Source organism: Geminicoccus sp. (assembly GCF_036263595.1).
In the GTDB taxonomy this organism is placed as follows: Bacteria; Pseudomonadota; Alphaproteobacteria; order Geminicoccales; family Geminicoccaceae; genus Geminicoccus.
Genome location: NZ_DATAGQ010000045.1, coordinates 1 through 19,116, shown reverse-complemented (window position 1 = coordinate 19,116; position 19,116 = coordinate 1). Strand labels below are relative to the sequence as shown.

At 66.4% G+C, this 19,116-nt stretch carries 20 protein-coding genes and 1 pseudogene; 14 read left to right on the top strand and 7 right to left on the bottom strand.

The genetic code is table 11. The features are described 5' to 3' along the window. Positions 1-68: 68 nt before the first annotated feature. Entirely contained in the window at positions 69-839 is a 771-nt protein-coding gene (locus VHL31_RS03615; RefSeq protein WP_329659840.1) for an SDR family oxidoreductase, read from the bottom strand. Between the two features lie 149 nt (positions 840-988). Here VHL31_RS03615 and VHL31_RS03610 point away from each other — a divergent pair, with 149 nt between their 5' ends. Both VHL31_RS03610 and VHL31_RS03605 read left to right on the top strand, forming a co-directional pair. Beyond that, the gene (locus VHL31_RS03610; RefSeq protein ID WP_329659839.1) at positions 989-1,618 is read left to right on the top strand and encodes a DNA-3-methyladenine glycosylase I; all 630 of its coding nucleotides are present in this window, start codon (positions 989-991) and stop codon (positions 1,616-1,618) included. Positions 1,619-1,651: 33 nt separating this feature from the next. After that, positions 1,652-2,449, top strand: a complete 798-nt coding sequence (locus VHL31_RS03605; RefSeq protein ID WP_329659838.1) for an exodeoxyribonuclease III — start codon at positions 1,652-1,654, stop codon at positions 2,447-2,449. A gap of 3 nt (positions 2,450-2,452) precedes the next feature. Here VHL31_RS03605 and VHL31_RS03600 read toward each other — a convergent pair whose 3' ends face one another. Together VHL31_RS03600 and ychF are read right to left on the bottom strand one after the other, a co-directional pair. Next, on the bottom strand, positions 2,453-3,466 hold the full coding sequence (locus tag VHL31_RS03600) for a S1C family serine protease (RefSeq protein ID WP_329659837.1): 1,014 nt from the start codon (positions 3,464-3,466) through the stop codon (positions 2,453-2,455). Positions 3,467-3,560: 94 nt separating this feature from the next. Further along, a complete protein-coding gene (gene ychF / locus VHL31_RS03595; protein ID WP_329659836.1) occupies positions 3,561-4,658 on the bottom strand; it encodes a redox-regulated ATPase YchF in 1,098 nt (365 codons plus the stop codon). 167 nt (positions 4,659-4,825) lie between these two features. Here ychF and VHL31_RS03590 point away from each other — a divergent pair, with 167 nt between their 5' ends. Together VHL31_RS03590 and VHL31_RS03585 are read left to right on the top strand one after the other, a co-directional pair. Beyond that, positions 4,826-5,707 (top strand): polyphosphate kinase 2 family protein, encoded by an 882-nt coding sequence (locus tag VHL31_RS03590; RefSeq protein WP_414653632.1) that lies wholly within the window; start codon positions 4,826-4,828, stop codon positions 5,705-5,707. A 56-nt stretch (positions 5,708-5,763) separates the two neighbouring features. Then, complete coding sequence (locus VHL31_RS03585) at positions 5,764-6,645, top strand: alpha/beta hydrolase (RefSeq protein WP_329659834.1); 882 nt, start codon at positions 5,764-5,766, stop codon at positions 6,643-6,645. Here VHL31_RS03585 and pth read toward each other — a convergent pair. From pth to VHL31_RS03570, 3 genes are all read right to left on the bottom strand, one after another. Then, positions 6,588-7,280: an aminoacyl-tRNA hydrolase gene (gene pth / locus VHL31_RS03580; protein ID WP_329659833.1), complete on the bottom strand. Its 693-nt coding sequence runs from the start codon at positions 7,278-7,280 to the stop codon at positions 6,588-6,590. The genes VHL31_RS03585 and pth overlap by 58 nt on opposite strands. Positions 7,281-7,311: 31 nt before the next feature. Further along, positions 7,312-7,893 carry a 50S ribosomal protein L25/general stress protein Ctc gene (locus VHL31_RS03575; protein WP_329659832.1) on the bottom strand — a complete coding sequence of 194 codons (582 nt, stop codon included), beginning with the start codon at positions 7,891-7,893 and terminating at the stop codon, positions 7,312-7,314. Positions 7,894-7,987: 94 nt separating this feature from the next. After that, positions 7,988-8,920: a ribose-phosphate pyrophosphokinase gene (locus tag VHL31_RS03570; RefSeq protein ID WP_329659831.1), complete on the bottom strand. Its 933-nt coding sequence runs from the start codon at positions 8,918-8,920 to the stop codon at positions 7,988-7,990. Positions 8,921-9,121: 201 nt separating this feature from the next. Here VHL31_RS03570 and VHL31_RS03565 point away from each other — a divergent pair, with 201 nt between their 5' ends. Beyond that, positions 9,122-9,967, top strand: a complete 846-nt coding sequence (locus VHL31_RS03565; protein WP_329659830.1) for an FkbM family methyltransferase — start codon at positions 9,122-9,124, stop codon at positions 9,965-9,967. Position 9,968: 1 nt separating this feature from the next. Here VHL31_RS03565 and VHL31_RS03560 read toward each other — a convergent pair whose 3' ends face one another. Further along, complete coding sequence (locus tag VHL31_RS03560) at positions 9,969-11,195, bottom strand: CaiB/BaiF CoA-transferase family protein (RefSeq protein ID WP_329659829.1); 1,227 nt, start codon at positions 11,193-11,195, stop codon at positions 9,969-9,971. Positions 11,196-11,409: 214 nt separating this feature from the next. Here VHL31_RS03560 and VHL31_RS03555 point away from each other — a divergent pair, with 214 nt between their 5' ends. From VHL31_RS03555 to VHL31_RS03515, 9 genes and pseudogenes are all read left to right on the top strand, one after another. Further along, positions 11,410-11,868 (top strand): SUF system Fe-S cluster assembly regulator, encoded by a 459-nt coding sequence (locus VHL31_RS03555; RefSeq protein ID WP_329659828.1) that lies wholly within the window; start codon positions 11,410-11,412, stop codon positions 11,866-11,868. A 28-nt stretch (positions 11,869-11,896) separates the two neighbouring features. Beyond that, on the top strand, positions 11,897-13,342 hold the full coding sequence (gene sufB / locus VHL31_RS03550; protein WP_329659827.1) for a Fe-S cluster assembly protein SufB: 1,446 nt from the start codon (positions 11,897-11,899) through the stop codon (positions 13,340-13,342). 60 nt (positions 13,343-13,402) lie between these two features. Beyond that, positions 13,403-14,173, top strand: a complete 771-nt coding sequence (sufC, locus tag VHL31_RS03545) for a Fe-S cluster assembly ATPase SufC (protein WP_329659826.1) — start codon at positions 13,403-13,405, stop codon at positions 14,171-14,173. Then, positions 14,170-15,513 carry a Fe-S cluster assembly protein SufD gene (sufD, locus tag VHL31_RS03540; protein ID WP_329659825.1) on the top strand — a complete coding sequence of 448 codons (1,344 nt, stop codon included), beginning with the start codon at positions 14,170-14,172 and terminating at the stop codon, positions 15,511-15,513. The genes sufC and sufD overlap by 4 nt, the downstream gene beginning before the upstream one ends. Continuing rightward, positions 15,510-16,772, top strand: coding sequence for an aminotransferase class V-fold PLP-dependent enzyme (locus VHL31_RS03535; RefSeq protein ID WP_414653631.1), 1,263 nt, complete (start codon positions 15,510-15,512; stop codon positions 16,770-16,772). The genes sufD and VHL31_RS03535 overlap by 4 nt, the downstream gene beginning before the upstream one ends. A gap of 10 nt (positions 16,773-16,782) precedes the next feature. Then, on the top strand, positions 16,783-17,178 hold the full coding sequence (locus VHL31_RS03530; RefSeq protein ID WP_329659823.1) for an SUF system Fe-S cluster assembly protein: 396 nt from the start codon (positions 16,783-16,785) through the stop codon (positions 17,176-17,178). Positions 17,179-17,319: 141 nt separating this feature from the next. Continuing rightward, entirely contained in the window at positions 17,320-17,520 is a 201-nt protein-coding gene (locus tag VHL31_RS03525; protein WP_329659822.1) for a hypothetical protein, read from the top strand. Positions 17,521-17,575: 55 nt separating this feature from the next. Then, complete coding sequence (locus tag VHL31_RS03520; protein WP_329659821.1) at positions 17,576-18,532, top strand: aspartate carbamoyltransferase catalytic subunit; 957 nt, start codon at positions 17,576-17,578, stop codon at positions 18,530-18,532. After that, positions 18,529-19,116: pseudogene (locus VHL31_RS03515) on the top strand (dihydroorotase); the annotation flags it as partial. The gene VHL31_RS03520 and the pseudogene VHL31_RS03515, both read left to right, overlap by 4 nt.

Genomic DNA, 19,116 nt, shown 5'->3' with positions numbered 1-19,116 from the left:
TCAGCAAGGACCGGGAGCGGCCATGCGATGAAGCATGCCGCCGCCCCCGGTCCGGACAATGTCGGAGGTCAGGCCGAGGTGTAGCCGCCATCCAGGACGATCGATGAACCTGTGATCATGTTCGAGGCATCGGAAGCCAGGAACAGGACGGTGTCGGCCACTTCCTGCGCATCCAGGAAGCGTCCCATCGGGATCTTCGCCTTCATCGGGTCGCCCTTCTCGGGCTTGCCCCAGACCTGCACGCCCATCGGCGTCAGGACGACGGTCGGGCAGACGGCATTGATCTGGATATTGTGCTGCGACCACTCGAGCGTCATGCAGCGGCCGAGCGCATTCAGGCCGCTCTTGGACGCCGTGTAGGCCGAATGGTCGATGAGCGCCACGTCACTGGTCTGCGAGCTGATGTTGATGATCTTGCCGCGCTTTTGCGCGATCATCGCCGGCGCCAGGGCCTTGGCCAGGATGAAGGGTGCCCGCAGGTTCACCGCCATCACGAGATCCCAGTCCTCGACCGAATGCTCCAGGATGGGGAACACCCGGGCAATGCCCGCATTGTTGACGAGGATGTCGATGGTGCCCCAGGCGTCCAGGGCAGTCTTCGCCGCCTGCTGCGGGCCCTCGACCGTGGCCATGTCGGCCTCGACCGTGAGGCAGCGGCGGCCGAACTTCTCGACCTCGGCCTTGATGGAGGCCAGACCGTCCCGATCGCGTGCCACGGCGACGATGTCGGCGCCTGCATCGGCCAACACTTTGCAGATGTCGATGCCGATGCCCTTGCTCGCACCGGTCACCAATGCCTTTTTACCGGTCAGGCTGAAACGTTCCACAAACTGGGCCACGATGGTCCCTCCCCTTGATCGACCGCGGTCGGCTCGCCGTCGGCCCGGCGGAAGTTGGCGCGCATGTTCTGGCGATGCAATCGCGGAACGGCGCTGGTAGAAGAAGCCGGCGCCGCGAGCGCCGCCTCCCAACCCGAAAGCCGGATGTCTTGAGCGACGGCCTGATCCACGACCCGGACGGTACGTCCACCTGCCGCTGGCATGGCGGGCTGCCGGACTATCGCCACTATCACGACACTGAGTGGGGCCGGCCGGTCGCCGACGACATCAGGCTGTTCGAGAAGCTGTGCCTGGAGGGTTTCCAGTCCGGCCTGTCCTGGCTCACGATCCTGCGCAAGCGGGAGAATTTCCGGGTCGCCTTCGCCGGGTTCGTGCCGGAGCGACTGGTCGCCTTCGGGCCGAGCGACCTGGAGCGCCTGCTGGCCGATGCGGGCATCGTCCGCCATCGCGGCAAGATCGAATCGGTGCTTAACAACGCCCGCCGCTATCTGGAGCTGCGCGAGGCCGGCCAGTCGCTGGCGGCCCTGGTCTGGCGCCACGAGCCGGATCCGGCGACCCGTCCAGAACGGATCGGGCCGGCGACGCTGGCGGCACTGACCAAGACACCGGAGTCGGCGGCGCTGTCGAAGCTGCTCCGCCAGCGCGGCTGGAGCTTCGTCGGCCCGACCACGGTCTATGCGTTCATGCAGTCCTGCGGACTCGTGAACGACCACATGGAAGGCTGCATCTGCCGCGAGCCATGCGAGCGCCTGCGCGCAGCCTTCGTTCGGCCGGTCTGACCTCCGATTCTTCTCCCATTGGAGCCACCAGTCTTGCCCCTGCGCATCACCACGCTCAACGTCAACTCGATCCGCATCCGGCTGGACGTGCTCGCCCGCGTGGTCGACGAGATCAATCCCGACATCCTGTGCCTGCAGGAAATCAAGATCGAGACGCCGAACTTCCCCCTTGCAGCCATCGAGGCGCTCGGCTTCAAGCACCAGCACGTCTATGGCCAGAAGGCCTATCACGGCGTAGCGATCCTATCGAAGCTCCCCTTCTACTCGGTAGGGACCAGGACGTGGTGCGGCAGCGACCATGCCCGGCATTGCTTCGTGACGCTCGAGAACGGCGTCGAAGTGCACGACTTCTACATCCCGGCGGGCGGCGACATCCCCGACGCGGAGCTGAATCCGAAATTCGCCCACAAGCTGCAGATGCTGGCGGAGATGGAGGACTGGCTCCAGGGCATGCCGGACCGGTCGGCCAAGATGGTGGTCGTGGGTGACCTGAACGTGGCGCCGCTGGAAGAGGATGTCTGGAGCCACAAGCAGCTCCTGAACGTCGTCTCCCACACGCCGGTCGAGGTGGAGGCCTTCACCCGTGTCCAGCGCGCCTACGACTTCACCGACGCGCTGCGGGTGCTCGTCCCGCCACCGACCAAGCTCTATTCCTGGTGGTCGTACCGCAACCGGGACTGGGAAGTCAGCGACCGGGGCCGCCGCCTGGACCATGTCTGGCTGTCGCCCTCCATCAAGGATCGCCTGCTCGGCGGCTCGATCCACCGCACGGCCCGCAACTGGGACCAGCCGTCCGATCACGTCCCGGTCACGGTCGACCTCGACCTCTGAGCGTCAGTCACGCGCCTTCAGAAGCACCTTCCGCTCGATCACCTGCCCATTGCGCAGGATCCTGACCGGGACCTCCCGGTCGATCATCGCGCCGTCGAGCAGACGGTGGAGGCGATCGACGGACGGCAGGGCCGTGCCGTCCAGGTCGATCAGAAGGTCGCCCGACAGGAGGCCGCCGGCGTCCGCAGGGCTGCCGGTCTCGACCTGGGCCACCCGGACGCCGGTATCGCCGAACAGGCCGAGCGCGAAGACGATCCGCCTGGGCAGGGTGACGGTCTGGGCTGCCACGCCGAGATGAGCCCGCCGCACCCGGCCATGCCGCAGGATCTCCTGCAGGACGAACCGTGCCGTATCGATCCCGATGGCGAAGCACAGGCCCTGGGCGCCCATGATCGTCGCCGTGTTCACGCCGATCGCCCGGCCTTGCGAATCCACGAGCGGGCCACCCGAATTGCCAGGATTGAGGGCGGCGTCGGTCTGGATCACGTCGTCGATGGAGCGGCCCGAGCGGGAGCGCAGCGAGCGGCCAAGCGCCCCTACCACCCCTGCGGTCACGCTGTGGTCGAAGCCCAGCGGGTTGCCGATCGCGAGCGCGAGCTGGCCGACCTTCAGGCCCGAGGTCGTGCCGAGTTCGACGGCAACCAAGCCCGAACCATGCACCTGCACGACCGCAAGGTCGGTGTCAGGATCGTCGCCCACCAGGTAGGCGACGCGCCGCGAGCCATCGGGAAAGTCGACCTTCAGCTCACGTGCGCCGTGCACCACGTGGCTGTTGGTCAGCATGTAGCCGTCGGGCGTCACCAGGAAGCCCGAACCGGTGCCCTGCCCGGATGCGCCGCGTACCTGCAGGTGACCGACCGACGGTGCCACCTTGGCCGCGGCCGTCACCACGGCACGGGAATAGGCGTCGAACAGGACGCCGTCGCCGGGATCGCCCTGCGGAGCTGCTGCCGTGGCCTGCTCCTCGACATCCGCCTGCCCGGCCGTCAACGCGAGTACGGGCCGCTCGAAATCCATGACCCATGTCCTCCATCACAGGATGAAGAAGTAGGTATCATATCGCACGTGCACAATCAGGGGGATCGGGCAGCGGGATCAGGCGGTCCGCAGGTCAGACGTTGAAGCGGAAATGGCAGACGTCACCGTCCTTTACGACGTAGTCCTTGCCCTCCAGGCGCATCTTGCCGACTTCCTTCGCCTTCTGCTCGCCGCCCAGCGCCACGTAGTCGTCATAGGCGATGATCTCGGCGCAGATATAGCCGCGCTGGAAGTCGGTATGGATGACGCCCGCGGCCTCGGGCCCGGTGGCACCTTTATGGGTCGTCCAGGCCCGGGCCTCCTTCGGCCCGACCGTGAAGAAGGTCAAAAGGCCCAGCAGGTCGTGGCCGGCGCGGATGACCTTGTTCAGGCCCGGCTCGTCCAGACCCAGGCTCGCCAGGTACTCGGCCGACTCCTCGTCCGAAAGCTGTGCCAGCTCAGCCTCGATCGAGGCCGAGATCACGACCGAGCCGGCATCGTGCTTGGCTACCTCGGCGGCGACCTTGGCGCTGTAGGCGTTGCCCGTGGCGGCCGAGGCCTCCTCGACATTCAGGACATAGAGGACAGGCTTGGCTGTCATGAGCTGGAAGCCCTGCGCCAGCTTGCGCTCTTCCTCCGACATCTTGATGGAGCGGACCTGGATGCCGTCGCCGATCGGCGGGAGAAGTTTCTCGGCCAGCGCCAGCCGTTCCTTGGCTTCCTTGTCGTTGCCCTTGGCCCGCTTGACCAGCGCGTCACGCTGGCGCTCCAGGCTTTCCAGGTCGGCCAGGAGGAGCTCGGTCTCGATCAACTCCAGGTCGCGCAATGGGTCGACGCCGCCCTCGACATGGGTGACGTCCGGATCCTCGAAACAGCGCAGCACGTGGAGGATCGCGTCGACCTCGCGGATGGCGCCCAGGAACTGATTGCCCAGCCCTTCCCCCTTCGAGGCGCCCCTCACCAGGCCCGCGATGTCCTTGATCTCCAGCTGGGTCGGGATCGTCTTCTGCGACTTCGCGATCGCGGCCAGCTTCTCGATTCGGGGATCGGGGACCGGCACGCGGCCCGTGTTGGGTTCGATCGTGCAGAACGGATAGTTGGCGGCGGCCGCGGCCGCCGTCTTGGTGAGCGCGTTGAACAACGTCGACTTGCCGACGTTCGGCAGGCCCACGATACCACAATTGAAGCCCATGACGATCCAGCGATGCTTGGAGGAAGAACAGTTGGCGGGGTTCTACCCGGCAAAGCCGCCGCACGCGAGGGGAGAGCGGCGGCCCCTGGCGCAAGCGGACCTTCGCTTTTCGGCCGGTTGATCCTACACGGGAACGAAGGTGTCGCGCGGCGGGAGGCACGGCGATGATGGTGGACCTGGCGAAGTTCCTGGAGCGATACAGGATCGATTCCGGCAAGGGTTTCTCCCTCGCCAAGCACGATCCGGGCGACACCCACGAGCTGGCGCTCGAGAAGCAGGATGCCCAGGAATACCTGCGGACCGGGATCGAGCGGCTCAAGACCTATCAGGAGATGCTCTACGCGCAGAACCGCTGGTCGCTGCTGCTGATCTTCCAGGCGATGGACGCGGCAGGCAAGGACAGCGCGATCAAGCACGTGATGTCCGGCGTCAACCCGCAGGGCGTGCAGGTCTTCTCGTTCAAGCGGCCATCCACCGAGGAGATCGACCACGACTTCCTGTGGCGGACGACGAAGGCGCTGCCGGAGCGTGGACGGATCGGCGTGTTCAACCGGTCCTACTACGAGGAGGTCCTGGTCGCGCGGGTGCACAAGGAGATCCTGCAGGCCCAGCACCTGCCCTGGTCCCTGCTCACGCCGAAGATCTTCGACGAGCGGCTGGAAGATATCGCCAACTTCGAGCGTCACATGGCCCGGCAGGGCACGGTGATCGTGAAGTTCTTCCTGAACGTGTCGAAGAAGGAGCAGAAGAAGCGCTTCCTGAGCCGCCTGAACGAGCCGGACAAGCACTGGAAGTTCGAGCCGGCGGACCTGAAGGAACGGCACTACTGGAGGGACTACATGCAGGCCTACGAGGAAGCCATCAAGGCGACCGCCACGCCGCAGGCGCCCTGGTACGTCGTGCCGGCCGACAACAAGTGGTTTACGCGGCTGGTGGTCGTGGCCGCCGTCGTCGACAACCTGAGCAGGCTCGACCTGCACTATCCGGTCGTGCCCGAACAGACGCTGGCGAAGTTCGCGGAGTATCGCAAAGAGCTCGAAGAGGATTGAGCGTCGCCTTAGCAGTGTCGTCCAGGCCCATGCACTGCTGACAAGGCGGTGGCCGCATGAAGCTCCGCCAGAACGAGAAGGAAAATCCCCCCATGCCGATCCGCCGCTTCGTTCTTCCGTCCGGTGTCACGCTCAGCGCCATCGACGAGGGCCAGGGGCGGCCGCTCGTCATGATCCCGGGCTGGTCGCAGACCGCCGCCACCTTCAAGCACAACATCCCGTTCCTGGCGCAGCATCGTCGGGTCCTGGCGCTGGACATGCGCGGCCATGGCGAGAGCGACAAGCCGATGGGGGGCTACCGGGTCGCACGGCTGGCGGCGGATCTCGCGGAGGTGCTGGACCAGCTCGACCTGCAGGACGGCGTCGACCTGCTCGGCCATTCGATGGGCTCCTCGGTGATCTGGAGCTATCTCGACCTGTTCGGCCCGGCCCGGCTTCGCCGGCTCGTCATCGTCGACCAGGCGCCGATGGCGACGGCCCTGCCGGGCTGGAGCGAGGAGGATCGCCAGCGCTACGCGGCGTTCCTGCCGGATCCCAATGCCACCGCCGCGCTTTGCGCCAGGGTTCGTGATGCCACCGATCCGGCCAGCCTGCGCGAGATCCTGCACGGCATGTTCACCCCGGCCTTTCCGGCGGCCGACCTCGACTGGATCGTCCAGGAGAACCTGAAGTTCCCGCGCGGCTTTGCGGCGGACCTCCTGTTCGACCACTGCCTGAACGACTGGCGCGACATCATCGAGCAGATCCGCCTGCCGACCCTGGTCATCGGAGGGCGTGCGAGCTTCTTCCACTGGTCGTCGCAGGAATGGATCGCATCGCGCAACCCGAACGCCCGCGCCGTGATCTTTAGCGAGGCGGAGGGCGGCGCCCATTTCATGTTCTACGAGAACCCGGAACGCTTCAACCAGGAGCTCAGCAGCTTCTTGGGCACGGATTGACCAGGCGGTTCGGAACTCGCCGGTTCCTGCCTGGTAGTGGCAGCCGGCGGCTTCTCCGCCTTTGGCGATGCCGTCAGCAGGGCCACCCGGTTCATGAAGCCGGCATCGTCACCTGCGGACAGGAGCGGTGCCGCGTCGGCCAGGGCATCCAGGAGCGGATCGAGCCAGAGCCTGTCGTTCTTGCTGAAGTCGCCGAGCACGTGGCCCAGCACCTTGTCCTTGTGGCCGGGATGACCGATGCCCAAGCGTACGCGCTTGTAGTCCGGCGTCCCAAGGCAATCGCGGATGGAGCGCAGGCCGTTATGGCCGGCGACGCCACCACCCAGCTTCACCCGGACCTTGCCGGGTGCCAGGTCCAGCTCGTCGTGGAAGACTACGACGTCCTGCGGCGGGATCCGGTGGAAGCGAACGGCCTCGGCGACGGAGCGGCCGGACTCGTTCATGTAGGTCTGCGGCATGAGGAGCAGGATGCGCTCGGTGCCCAGCGTGGCTTCCGAGATCCTGCCCTGCCACTTGCGCTGCCAGTTGCCGGCATGGTGGCGGGAAGCCAGCGCCTCCAGGGCCATGAAGCCGATATTGTGGCGGTTGCGCGCGTACTGGTCGCCCGGATTGCCGAGCCCGACGAAGACTTTCATGACTGCCTCGACGGACCCGGCACCGGAACGATTACTCCTTGGCGACCGTCGGCGGCACGATCGAGCAGATCGTGAAATCGCGATCGGTGATCGTCGGCTTCACGCCCTGCGGCAGGGTGACCTGGCTGATATGGACGGAATCGCCGATGTCGCGGCCGGTCAGGTCGACCTCGAGATGGTCCGGGATCGCATCGGCCGGGGCATGCACCTCGATGGCGCGGCGAACGATGTTGAGCGTGCCGCCAGCCTTCAGGCCGGGCGAGGCCAGATCGTTCAGGAACACGACCGGCACCTCGACGATGACCGTGGCGTGCTCGCCGGCACGGTAGAAGTCGACATGCAGCGCATCGCTGGTGACGGGATGGAACTGCGCCTCGCGCGGCAGCACGCGAACCGTGCGGCCACCGCCAAAGTCGAGTTCCACGAGCTGATTGAAGAAGCTGCGCTTGCCCACGACCTTCTTCAGGTCGTTGAACACCAGGGCGCACATCTCCGGCTCGCCGCCTGGCCCATAGATCACGGCCGGCACCTTGCCTTCGCGGCGCAGCGCACGGGCAGGACCCTTGCCGTGCTTTTCGCGCGTCTCGGCCTTCAGGTTCAGAACGTCAGTCATCAAACCGCTCCACTTGCCCCTCCGGCACCTGGGCCCCATGCCCGGCCCCGGACAGGCCATTCAAGAAAAAGGACGGCTGCAGGCCGCAAGGAAACTAGTCGAACAGCGAGCTGACCGACGACTCGCTGGAGATCCGCTTCACCGCCTCGCCCATGAACTGGGCGACCGACACGACGCGGATCTTGTCGGTGACCCGGACCGCCTCGGTCGGACGGATCGAATCGGTGATCACCAGGCGTTCCAGGTTGGACGCGGCGATGCGGGCCACGGCACCGGCGCTCAGCACGCCATGGGTGCAATAGGCCTGGACACTGCGCGCCCCGGCGTCCAGCAGCGCGTTCGCGGCATTGCACAACGTGCCGCCGGAGTCCACGATATCGTCGACCAGGATGCAGCGCTTGCCGGCCACGTCGCCGATCACGTTCATCACTTCCGACGCGCCCGGCTTCTCGCGGCGCTTGTCGACGATGGCCAATTGGACGCCCATCCGCTTGGCAAAGCCGCGCGCCCGGCTGACGCCGCCTACGTCCGGCGAGACGATCATCAGGTCGTCCGTGCCGATATTGGCGATGATGTCCGGCACCATGATCGGTGTCGTGAACATGTTGTCCACGGGAATGTCGAAGAAGCCCTGGATCTGGGCCGCATGCAGTTCCAGCGTCAGGAGACGGTCGGCGCCGGCGCGCGTGATCAGGTTCGCGACCAGCTTGGCCGAGATCGGCGTTCGCGGACCCGGTTTGCGGTCCTGCCGGGCATAGCCGAAATAGGGCACCACCGCGGTGATCCGCCGGGCCGACGCGCGGCGCAGCGCGTCGATGCAGACCAGCAGCTCCATCAGGTGGTCGTTGGCGGGATAGCTGGTCGACTGGATGATGAACACATCCTCTCCACGCACGTTCTCGTGGATCTCGACCCAGACTTCCATGTCGGCGAAGCGTTGGACGCTTGCTGCCGTGAGCGGCATGCCTAGGGAGGCGGCCATCGCCTCCGCAAGCGGGCGATTGCTGTTGGCAGCGACGATCTTCATCAGGGAACCTTCGACCTGCGACGGACCACACCCCCGTCCGGCGAGCGCGCCCCCCATAGCACCATGGGCCGGATCGGTGAAGGCCGGGGGCGCATGCCGCCCATCCGCGATCGGCCGAGCGTGCTTCACGGCCTACGTCTGGATCGATAAAGCAGCCCCGGCATCGCCGCGCATCCAGCGCCGGGCAGCCAGGAGACGAGCATGCAGGGAACCGCCAGATCCGCACTGACGACACGGTTGCGGCGTGCCTGGGCGGCGTTCAACACAGACGAGCAGGCGCTGGCGGCACCGGCCGTGGCAACGACACCGGTCCAGCCAGCACCGGCCCTGTCGCCCAAGGCGATGCTCGCTCATCCGACCTCGCTCGCCTCGACGCTCACCCGTATCCGGACCAACGTGGACGAGATCGGCACGCTGGTCTGCCTGGGCTCGGGCAAGGGCGACGATTCATTCTCGTTCGTCGAGCACTGGCCGGGTGCCCGCGTGCTGTTGATCGACATGGACGAGCGCTTCCGTCCGGTCTGGGCAGGCCTTGCCAGGAAGCTGCCTGGGTTGGTCGGCGAGGTGGCGGCGCTGGCGGAGCACGACGGCGAGATCGGCATGCGCAAGACCGACCAGACCGGCGGCATCGCGGTCGAGGGCGAGATCGGTGCCGACGACCAGCGGGTGCGCTCGGTGCGGCTGGACACGCTGATCGCGCAGCACGCCCTGCCCCCGCCCTACTTCCTCAAGTTCGACACGCATGGGGCCGAGTTGCCGATCCTGGCCGGCGCCACCGAGACGCTGCGCCAGACCGCGGTGATCATGATGGAGGCCTACAACTTCAAGCTGGGCTTCACCGGCGGGCGCAACCTGACCTTCGACGAGATGTCCTTGCACCTGAAGCAGCAGGGCTTCCGCTGCGCGGACCTGTGCGACCCGCTCTGGCGGCCGGGCGACGGCGTGCTCTGGCAGCTGCACCTGTTCTTCCTGCGGAGCGAGCACCCGACCTTCGCCAGCTCCAGCTACCGTGCTCCCGGCCGTACCGGCCAGCCACCCGCCGTCTGATTCAGCCGATCACCTTGTGGTCACGCAGCCGCTCCAGCTCGTCCTCCTCCAGGCCCAGCCGCTCGCGCAGGACAAGATCGGTATGCTGTCCCAGGGTCGGCGGCCCCTGCCGGTACTGCACAGGGGTCTCGGACAGCCGCAGCGGGTTGGCGAGCAGCGGCACCGTGCCCGACCCCGCGCTCTCGTGGGGCACGTCCACCTTCATCCCGCGCGCTCGGACCTGTGGGCTCGCGAACACGTCGGGCAAGGTGTTCACCGCCCCGCACGGCACGCCCAGCGCATTGAGGCCATCCACCCACTCCCGGATCGTGCGCATCGCCATGACCGGGGGCAGCAGTGCGTCGAGGTCGTCGCGGTGGTGCACGCGGGCGAGGTTGGTCGCATAGCGCGGATCGTCCGGCAGCGCGTCCAGGCCGGCAAAGCTGCAGAAGCGACGGAACTGCGCGTCGTTGCCGACAGCCAGGATCACGTGGCCGTCCGCAGCCTGGAACACCCGGTAGGGCACGATGTTCGGATGCTGGTTGCCCAGGCGGCGCGGCGGCTTGCCGGAGAGAAGGTAGTTGGTCCCCTCGTTGATCAGCCAAGCCACCTGGCTGTCCAGCAGGGCCAGGTCGATCTGCTGCCCCTCGCCCGTGCGCTCGGCATGGCGGAGCGCTGCCAGCACGCCGACGCAGGCATACATGCCGCACATCACGTCGGCGATGCCGACGCCGACCTTCATCGGCTGACCGTCGGGCTCGCCGGTCAGGCTCATGATCCCGCCATAGCCCTGCGCCAGATAGTCGTAGCCGGCCCGCTCGCGATACGGGCCGGTCTGCCCGAAGCCGGTGATCGAGCAGTAGACCAGGGCCGGGAAGCGCTCGCGCAGCTGGGGATAGCCCAACCCGTACCTGGTGAGGCCACCGACCTTGAAGTTCTCGACGAGCACGTGGCAGTCCGCGAGCAGGCGGCGTACCAGCTCCGCCCCCTGCTCGGTCGCGATGTCGATCGCCACCGAGCGCTTGTTGCGGTTGGCGGACAGGTAGTAGGCGCTCTCGGCGGTATCCTGGCCGGCTCCGTCCTTGACGTAGGGCGGGCCCCATTTGCGGGTGTCGTCGCCCTCGCCCGGCTTTTCTACCTTGATCACCTCGGCGCCGAGATCGCCCAGGAGCTGGGTGCAGGTCGGGCCTGCCAGGATACGGCTGAGGTCGAGAACGCGCACGCCTTCGAGCGGCAGGGCAGTGGACATGATTTCAGAACAACCCCTGTGCTGACGGGCTCTTGCTGACAGAATGGCCCGGGCTGCTCAAGCCGCTCCCGGTCGATGGCCGACCGGCTGCCCATCCCGTGATTCTTCGACCGTCCGGGGCATCAGGATCGCTTGACATCGTCCGGCGCGACGCCAATTGGAATGTCGAAAACTGGACCGAACCGGTCTGGAATGATTCCGGGTTGCAAGCAGCGTGATTCGACTCAGTCGCCTCGCCGATTACGGGATCGTGCTGACCACCCAGGTGGCACGTCATCCCGAGCGACATTGGAGCGCGCCGGAACTTGCGGCGGTGACGGGCATCCCCTTGCCCACGACGAGCAAGCTCCTCAAGACCCTGGTGCGCGGCGGCGTGCTGGTCAGCCACCGCGGCGTGAAGGGTGGCTACAGCCTGGCATCCAGGACGCGCCGGGTGTCGGTGGCGAGTGTGATCGAGGCGGTGGACGGCCCGATCGCGATCACCAGCTGCCTCGACCCCAATGGAGCGGAATGCGGCCTCGACGCGTTCTGCCCCGCCCGCACCAATTGGCACGCCATCAACCACGCAATCCGCGTGGCGCTGGAAGCCGTATCGATCGAGGACATGGCGAGCGGCGTGCCTGCTGCCTTCCTCCATGATTCCGAACAGAACATCGAACACGTCACGGCCTGACCGCCGCGTTACTGGGAGACCTTGATCCATGGCGACCGCGCTCGATACGGTCCGTGAATATACCGGTGGCGAGTACAAGTACGGCTTCGTCACCGAGATCGATTCGGATGTGACGCCAAAGGGCCTGAACGAGGACGTCGTCCGGCTGATCTCGGCCAAGAAGGGCGAGCCCGAGTGGCTGACCGAATGGCGCCTGGCCGCTTTCCGCCGCTGGCAGACCATGACCGAGCCCAACTGGCAGAAGGTCGACTACGACCCGATCGACTACCAGGAGATCAGCTACTACTCGGCGCCGCGAACCAAGGAGCGGCCGAAGAGCCTGGACGAGATTGACCCGGAGATCCTGCGCACCTACGAGAAGCTCGGGATCCCCATCAAGGAGCAGGAGATCCTGGCCGGCGTAGCCGTCGACTACGTGTTCGACAGCGTGTCCGTCGCCACGACCTTCCGCAAGAAGCTGCACGAGCTGGGCATCATCTTCTGCTCGATGTCCGAGGCCGTGCAGGACCATCCTGAACTGGTGCGCAAGTACCTGGGCAGCGTGGTGCCGGCTGGCGACAATTTCTTCGCGGCGCTGAACTCGGCCGTCTTTACCGATGGCAGCTTCGTCTACATCCCCAAGGGCGTGCGCTGCCCGATGGAGCTGAGCACCTATTTTCGCATCAACGAAAAGGGCACCGGCCAGTTCGAGCGGACCCTGATCGTCGCGGACGAGGGCAGCTATGTCAGCTACCTCGAAGGCTGCACCGCGCCCATGCGCGACGAGAACCAGTTGCACGCGGCGGTCGTCGAGCTGATCACGCTCGACGATGCCGAGATCAAGTATTCCACCGTTCAGAACTGGTACCCGGGTGATGCCGAGGGCAAAGGTGGCATCTACAACTTCGTGACGAAGCGCGGTGCCTGCCGCGGCAAGAACAGCAAGATCAGCTGGACGCAGGTCGAGACCGGCTCGGCGATCACCTGGAAGTATCCGTCCTGCATCCTGCAGGGCGACAACTCCGTCGGCGAGTTCTACTCGGTCGCGGTGACCAACAACCGCCAGCAGGCGGACACCGGCACCAAGATGATCCATATCGGCAAGAACACCAGCTCGCGCATCGTCGCGAAGGGCATCTCCGCCGGCAAGTCGGACAGCACCTATCGTGGTCTCGTGAAGGTCCTGAAGTCCGCCGAGGGTGCGCGCAACTACACCCAGTGCGACTCGATGCTGATCGGCGACAAGTGCGGTGCCCACACCGTGCCCTATATCGAGGTGCGCAACCGCTCGGCCAACTGCGAGCACGAGGCGACGACGTCCAAGATTTCCGACGACCAGCTCTTCTACTGCCGCTCGCGCGGCATCTCGGAGGAGGACGCGGTGGCGCTCATCGTCAACGGCTTTTGCCGCGAGGTGATGGACGAGCTGCCGATGGAGTTCGCCGTTGAAGCTCGGAAGCTGCTCGCGATCAGCCTGGAACACAGTGTCGGCTGACGCCGGCGACGCCTCAGAACTAAGCGGGGGTGCCGCGGCACCCGATCGGATCAAGAGATCATGCTCGACATCAAAGACCTGCACGCAACGATCGAGGGCGAGAACAAGGAGATCCTGAAGGGGATTTCCCTGACCGTTCGCCCCGGCGAAGTCCACGCGATCATGGGCCCGAACGGGTCGGGCAAGAGCACGCTCGCCTATGTGCTGGCTGGCCGGGACGGCTACGAAGTCACCAGCGGCAGCGTCACGCTGGACGGCGAGGACCTCCTGGAGCAGGAGCCCGAGGAGCGCGCTGCGGCTGGCCTGTTCCTGGCCATGCAGTACCCGGTCGAGATCCCCGGCGTCTCGAACATGTACTTTCTGCGCCAGGCGATGAACTCCGTCCGCAAGGCCCGTGGCGAGGCGGAAATCACGGCCGCTGCGTTCATGAAGCTCGTGAGGGAGCGGGCCGCCTTCCTCCAGGTCGGCGACGAGCTGCTCAAGCGCGACGTCAACCGCGGCTTCTCCGGCGGCGAGAAGAAGCGCAACGAGATCCTCCAGCTGGCCATGCTGGAGCCGAAGATCGCCATCCTCGACGAGACCGACAGCGGCCTCGACATCGACGCCCTGCGCATCGTCGCGGACGGGGTCAACCGGATGCGCTCTCCCGACCGTGGCTTCCTGATCATTACCCACTACCAGCGCCTGCTCGACTACATCGTGCCGGACCATGTCCATGTGCTCGCCAAGGGCCGGATCCAGACCAGCGGCGACCGCTCGCTGGCACTGGAGCTGGAGAAGAACGGCTATGGCGGCGTGCTGGGTGCCGAGTTCGCCGAGGCCGCGGCATGAGCAGCGTCGCCCGCAACCGCACCGCCGAGCCGGTGCCTGCCTTCACGGAGGCGTTCGAGCGCCTGCGCGGGGATGCCGCCGGCAGTTCCGGCAAGGCCTTCGAGCAGCGAAGGGCCGCCTTCGAGCGGTTCCACGCGCTGGGCGTGCCGACGCCGCGGGTCGAGACCTGGAAGTACACGAACGCCGCGAGCTTCGTGAACAAGCCGTTCGCGCTGGCGCCACGGATCAGCAGCGAGGCGTCCCAGGTCATCCCGCACTTCGCCGGCGGACCGAAGGCGCGTCGGCTGATCATGGTGAACGGACGAATCGTGCCGCAACTCAGCCATGTCGGCGGCCTTCCGGCCGGCATGGTCGTGCAGCCGCTGGCACAGGTCCTGGCGGAAACGCCGGAGATCGTCGACCGCGCCAGCGTCAACGACGAGCCCGAGCATTCCTTCGAAGCGCTGAACCGGGCGCTGACCGAAGACGGTGCCTGGATCTCGCTGGATGACGGCGTGGCGCTCGATGAGCCGCTGCAGATCATCTCGTTGCTGACCAACGCCGATCACGCCTTCATGGCGCATCCCCGGCATTCCATCCGCCTGGGCAAGGATGCACGCCTCCATGTCATCATGACTACGGTGACGGTGGGGCCTGGCGAGAGCCTGCTGAACCAGGTCGAAACGATCGACGTGGCGGACGGCGCCAATCTCACCATCGACCGCACCTCCCAGCAGGGCGAGGGACGCAGCTCGATCATCCGGTCCCGCTACGTGCTGGGCAACAGGTCCAGGCTGCAGCAGAGCACGGTGGCGCTGGGCGGCAGCCTGCAGCGTCACGAGATGGAGGTCAGACTGCGCGGCACCCATAGCGAGGCGATCCTGAACGGCCTGATGATGCCGCTCGGCACGGAGCACGTGGACACGCTGATCCGCATGCACCACGAGATGCCGGACTGCGAGTCCGACCAGTTCTACAAGACCGTGGCGGACCAGCGTGGCCACGCCGTGTTCGCCGGCAAGATCTTCGTGCACAAGGACGCGCAGCGCACGAACTCGTACCAGAAGAACGCCAGCCTGCTGCTGTCGGACGATGCCGAGATCGATGCGAAGCCTGAACTCGAGATCTATGCGGACGACGTGAAGTGCAGCCACGGCGCCACCTGCGGTGACCTCGATCCGGCCAGCCTGTTCTATCTGCGCTCGCGCGGCCTGGACGAAGCGCTGGCGCGCTCGATGTTGACCTTCGCGTTTACCGGCGAAGTGTTCGAGCGGATCCAGGACAAGAGCGTGGCGCATGTCGCACGCAAGATGATCCTGGACCGCCTGCCGGGCGGCGAGCGCTTGGCCGATCTGGGATGACCGACATGGCTACCGATATCCGGGAGCGCCCGGGCGCAGCTGCGCTGGACCTGGATGCGGTGCGTGCGGCGTTTCCCGTGATGGCCGACACGATGAGCGGCCGGCCGATCGTGTTCCTGGACAGCGGTGCCAGCTCGCAAAAGCCGGAGGCGGTGATCGCGGCGCATGCCGAGTTCTATCGGCACGACTACGCGAACATCCACCGGGGCGTGTACGAGCTGAGCCAGCGCGCCAGCGACGCGTTCGATGCGGCACGCCGCAAGGTCCAGACCTTCCTGGGTGCCGCCGAGTGGCGCGAGATCGTGTTCACCCGGAACACGACCGAAGCCATCAACTTGGTCGCCTGGTCGTTCCTGGAACCGAAGCTGCAGCCCGGCGACGAGATCCTGCTGACCACGATGGAGCACCACTCCAACATCGTGCCGTGGCAGATCGTGGCGATGCGGCATGGTGCCAAGGTGGTCTCGGTGCCGATCACCGATGCCGGCGAGCTCGACATGGACGCGCTGCGTTCGATGATCGGACCGCGCACGAAGATGCTGGCCTGCTCCTGGGTATCGAATGTGCTGGGTACGGTGAACCCGGTGGCGGAGATCGTGCAGATCGCGCACGGGCATGGTGTGCCGGTACTGGTCGATGCGGCGCAGGCCGTCCAGCACGTTGCCGTGGACGTAGCGTCGCTGGACGCCGATTTCCTGGCCTTCTCGGCGCACAAGATCTACGGGCCCTCGGGCGTGGGCGTGCTCTACGGCAAGCGCGAACATCTGGAAGCCATGCCTCCCTGGCAGGGCGGCGGCGGCATCGTGGACCGGGTCGAGTTCGAGAAGACCACATTCGGCGAGATCCCCTTCCGCTTCGAGGCCGGCACGCCGGACATTGCGGGGGTGCACGCGACGGGCGTGGCGCTGGACTGGTTCGGCGGGCTCGGCATCGACGCGGTGGCGGCGCACGAGGCGGACCTGATGGCACAGGGCCTGCGGGCACTGCACCAGATCCCGGGTCTGCACGTGCTGGGCGCGCCCGCCTGTCGCACCGGGGCCATCTCCTTCACCGTCAACGGGCTCCACCCGTCCGACATTGGCGCGATGCTCGACCTGGACGGAATCGCGATCCGCAGCGGCCATCACTGCGCCCAGCCGCTGCATCGTCGATTCGGGCTGGAGGGTAGTGCCCGGGCATCATTCGGGGTCTACAACACGAACAGCGATGTCGAGGCGCTGGCGGAAAGCCTGCGCCGGATCGTTCGCAAGTATGGCTGAGGAAGCGAACATGGACGAGAACAGCGGCCTCGATCGCGCCGAAGCATTCCTGCAGGAAACGCCGGAAGATTCGGCTGCCCGGGCGCGCACGCTCGAAATCGAGCAGCTTGGCAATCAGATCGTCGAGGTTCTCAAGACCGTCTACGATCCAGAAATTCCGGTGAACATCTACGAGCTTGGCCTGATCTACAAGATCGACATCGAGGACGACAACCGCGTGATCGTGGCGATGACGCTCACGTCGCCTAGCTGCCCGGTGGCGGAGTCGCTCCCGGTTGAAGTGGAGAGCAAGATATCCGCTATTGAAGCGGTCACATCCTGCACGGTCGAGATTACCTGGGATCCGCCCTGGCACCCGTCGATGATGTCCGAGGAAGCTCAGCTGGAACTCGGCATGATCTACTGAGTTATCATGATCGTCGTATCAAGGTGACGACTGGCTACTTGTTTGCGGTCCCGGCTTGCTGACCCGGTATCAACTGCTACAGGGCCATAGACGCCCTCGGGATCGTCAGCCATAGCCGGACGAGGCGAACCGGGAACGAGCATGGCCGACATCATCGAACTGCGCAGGGGTGTAGTACCGGTACGTCTGGCGCCACCGGAGCAGGTCGTGGCCCCGCTCGAGCATCCATGGGCTCTGCCCCTGGCGATGTTCCAGCTGGGTGTGGTCGTCTGGGCCAACTGGTGGTTCGCCCCACTGGGTCTTCGCGTGGAACGCAGCGAGTCCGGCCCTTTCGGACGCTGACCCGGCCATTTCGCCCGCTTGTCGGCGGTCCGGCTGCGGCCTATGCCTCCCCGCCATGGACGAGCACACCTCTCTCCGTTTCCGCGGACCCCATCTCCTCGGCATCGAAGGGCTGGCCCCTTACGAGATCCAGGACCTGCTCGACCGGGCGGATGCCTGCGTGGAGGTCAACCGGGGCCTGGTCGACCATCGCCACCGCCTGGCCGGTCGCACCCTCCTGAACCTGTTCTTCGAGAACTCGACACGCACCCGCACCTCGTTCGAGCTGGCCGGCAAGCGGCTGGGTGCGGACGTGGTCAACATGGAGGTGGCGACGTCGTCGGTGAAGAAGGGCGAGACGCTCATCGATACTGCCATGACGCTGAACGCCATGCATCCGGACGTGCTGGTCGTGCGGCATGGCGAGAGCGGTGCGGTGGCCCTGCTGGCACGGCACGTGCGCTGCTCGGTGGTCAACGCCGGCGACGGGCTCCATGAGCACCCGACACAGGCGCTCCTCGACGCGCTCACCATCCGGCGGCGCAAGGGCCGGATCGAGGGGCTGACCGTCGCGATCTGCGGGGACGTCCTCCACTCGCGGGTGGCTCGCTCCAACATGCTGCTGCTGCTGGCGATGGGCGCGCGGGTGCGGCTGATCGCGCCGCCGACCCTGATCCCGTCCGGCATCGATGCCTATGGCGCCGAAGTCACCACGGACATGATGAAGGGGCTGGAAGGGGTCGACATCGTGATGATGCTGCGGCTTCAGCTGGAGCGCATGCAGTCGGCGCACCTGCCCTCGATCCGCGAGTATTTCCGGCTCTACGGGCTGACCCGCGACAAGCTCGCCAAGGCCGCGCCCGATGCGCTGGTTCTCCATCCGGGGCCGATGAATCGAGGCGTCGAGATCGACGGCATCGTGGCCGACGACATCGACCGCAGCGCAATCCTGGACCAGGTCGAGATGGGGGTGGCAGTGCGGATGGCGGTGCTTGACGCCCTTGCCGGACCGGACCGGGAGGACACGCGGTGAGCCGCCTCCTGATCACCAACGCGCGGATCGTCGACCCGGCTGACGGCACCGACCGGTTGGGGTCGCTCCTGATCCAGCATGGGCGGATCGCGGATCGTTCACCCTGGCTCGGCAAGGACAGTTCGGTCGATGCCGAGCGCCTGGACGCCGGCGGGGCCGTGCTGGCACCGGGTCTGGTCGACCTGCGGGTCCAGCTGGGCGAGCCGGGTGCCGAGCACAAGGAGAGCTTCGCTTCCGGTGCGCTGGCCGCCGTGGCGGGGGGTGTCACCAGCTTCGCCTGCCTGCCTGGCACGCAGCCGCCGATCGACGACCCGTCCATGGTCGAGTTCGTGGCGCGGCGTGCGCGCCGGACGCGGCTGGCCAAGGTCTACCCGTATGCGGCCGTCACCAAGGGACTGCAGGGCGAGCAATTGGCCGAGTTCGGGCTGCTCCGCGAGGCTGGCGCCGTGGGCTTCACGGATGGCAACAAGGCCATCGCCAGTGCGCGGGTGATGCGGCGTGCCCTGTCCTATGGGCGCCTCGTCGACGCGTTCCTGGTGCAGCATCCCGAGGAGCCGGAACTCGCTCGGAACGGGGTCGCGACG

What these genes read in the sequence shown, in the direction of transcription:
- ychF (WP_329659836.1), bottom strand. Translation starts at nt 4,658, where the DNA reads ATGGGCTTCAATTGTGGTATCGTGGGCCTGCCGAACGTCGGCAAGTCG.
- pth (WP_329659833.1), bottom strand. Translation starts at nt 7,280, where the DNA reads ATGAAAGTCTTCGTCGGGCTCGGCAATCCGGGCGACCAGTACGCGCGC.
- VHL31_RS03530 (WP_329659823.1), top strand. Translation starts at nt 16,783, where the DNA reads ATGGACGAGAACAGCGGCCTCGATCGCGCCGAAGCATTCCTGCAGGAA.
- VHL31_RS03600 (WP_329659837.1), bottom strand. Translation starts at nt 3,466, where the DNA reads ATGGATTTCGAGCGGCCCGTACTCGCGTTGACGGCCGGGCAGGCGGAT.
- sufD (WP_329659825.1), top strand. Translation starts at nt 14,170, where the DNA reads ATGAGCAGCGTCGCCCGCAACCGCACCGCCGAGCCGGTGCCTGCCTTC.
- VHL31_RS03520 (WP_329659821.1), top strand. Translation starts at nt 17,576, where the DNA reads ATGGACGAGCACACCTCTCTCCGTTTCCGCGGACCCCATCTCCTCGGC.
- VHL31_RS03585 (WP_329659834.1), top strand. Translation starts at nt 5,764, where the DNA reads ATGAAGCTCCGCCAGAACGAGAAGGAAAATCCCCCCATGCCGATCCGC.
- VHL31_RS03525 (WP_329659822.1), top strand. Translation starts at nt 17,320, where the DNA reads ATGGCCGACATCATCGAACTGCGCAGGGGTGTAGTACCGGTACGTCTG.
- VHL31_RS03590 (WP_414653632.1), top strand. Translation starts at nt 4,826, where the DNA reads ATGGTGGACCTGGCGAAGTTCCTGGAGCGATACAGGATCGATTCCGGC.
- sufC (WP_329659826.1), top strand. Translation starts at nt 13,403, where the DNA reads ATGCTCGACATCAAAGACCTGCACGCAACGATCGAGGGCGAGAACAAG.
- VHL31_RS03570 (WP_329659831.1), bottom strand. Translation starts at nt 8,920, where the DNA reads ATGAAGATCGTCGCTGCCAACAGCAATCGCCCGCTTGCGGAGGCGATG.
- VHL31_RS03560 (WP_329659829.1), bottom strand. Translation starts at nt 11,195, where the DNA reads ATGTCCACTGCCCTGCCGCTCGAAGGCGTGCGCGTTCTCGACCTCAGC.
- VHL31_RS03565 (WP_329659830.1), top strand. Translation starts at nt 9,122, where the DNA reads ATGCAGGGAACCGCCAGATCCGCACTGACGACACGGTTGCGGCGTGCC.
- VHL31_RS03535 (WP_414653631.1), top strand. Translation starts at nt 15,510, where the DNA reads ATGACCGACATGGCTACCGATATCCGGGAGCGCCCGGGCGCAGCTGCG.
- VHL31_RS03575 (WP_329659832.1), bottom strand. Translation starts at nt 7,893, where the DNA reads ATGACTGACGTTCTGAACCTGAAGGCCGAGACGCGCGAAAAGCACGGC.
- sufB (WP_329659827.1), top strand. Translation starts at nt 11,897, where the DNA reads ATGGCGACCGCGCTCGATACGGTCCGTGAATATACCGGTGGCGAGTAC.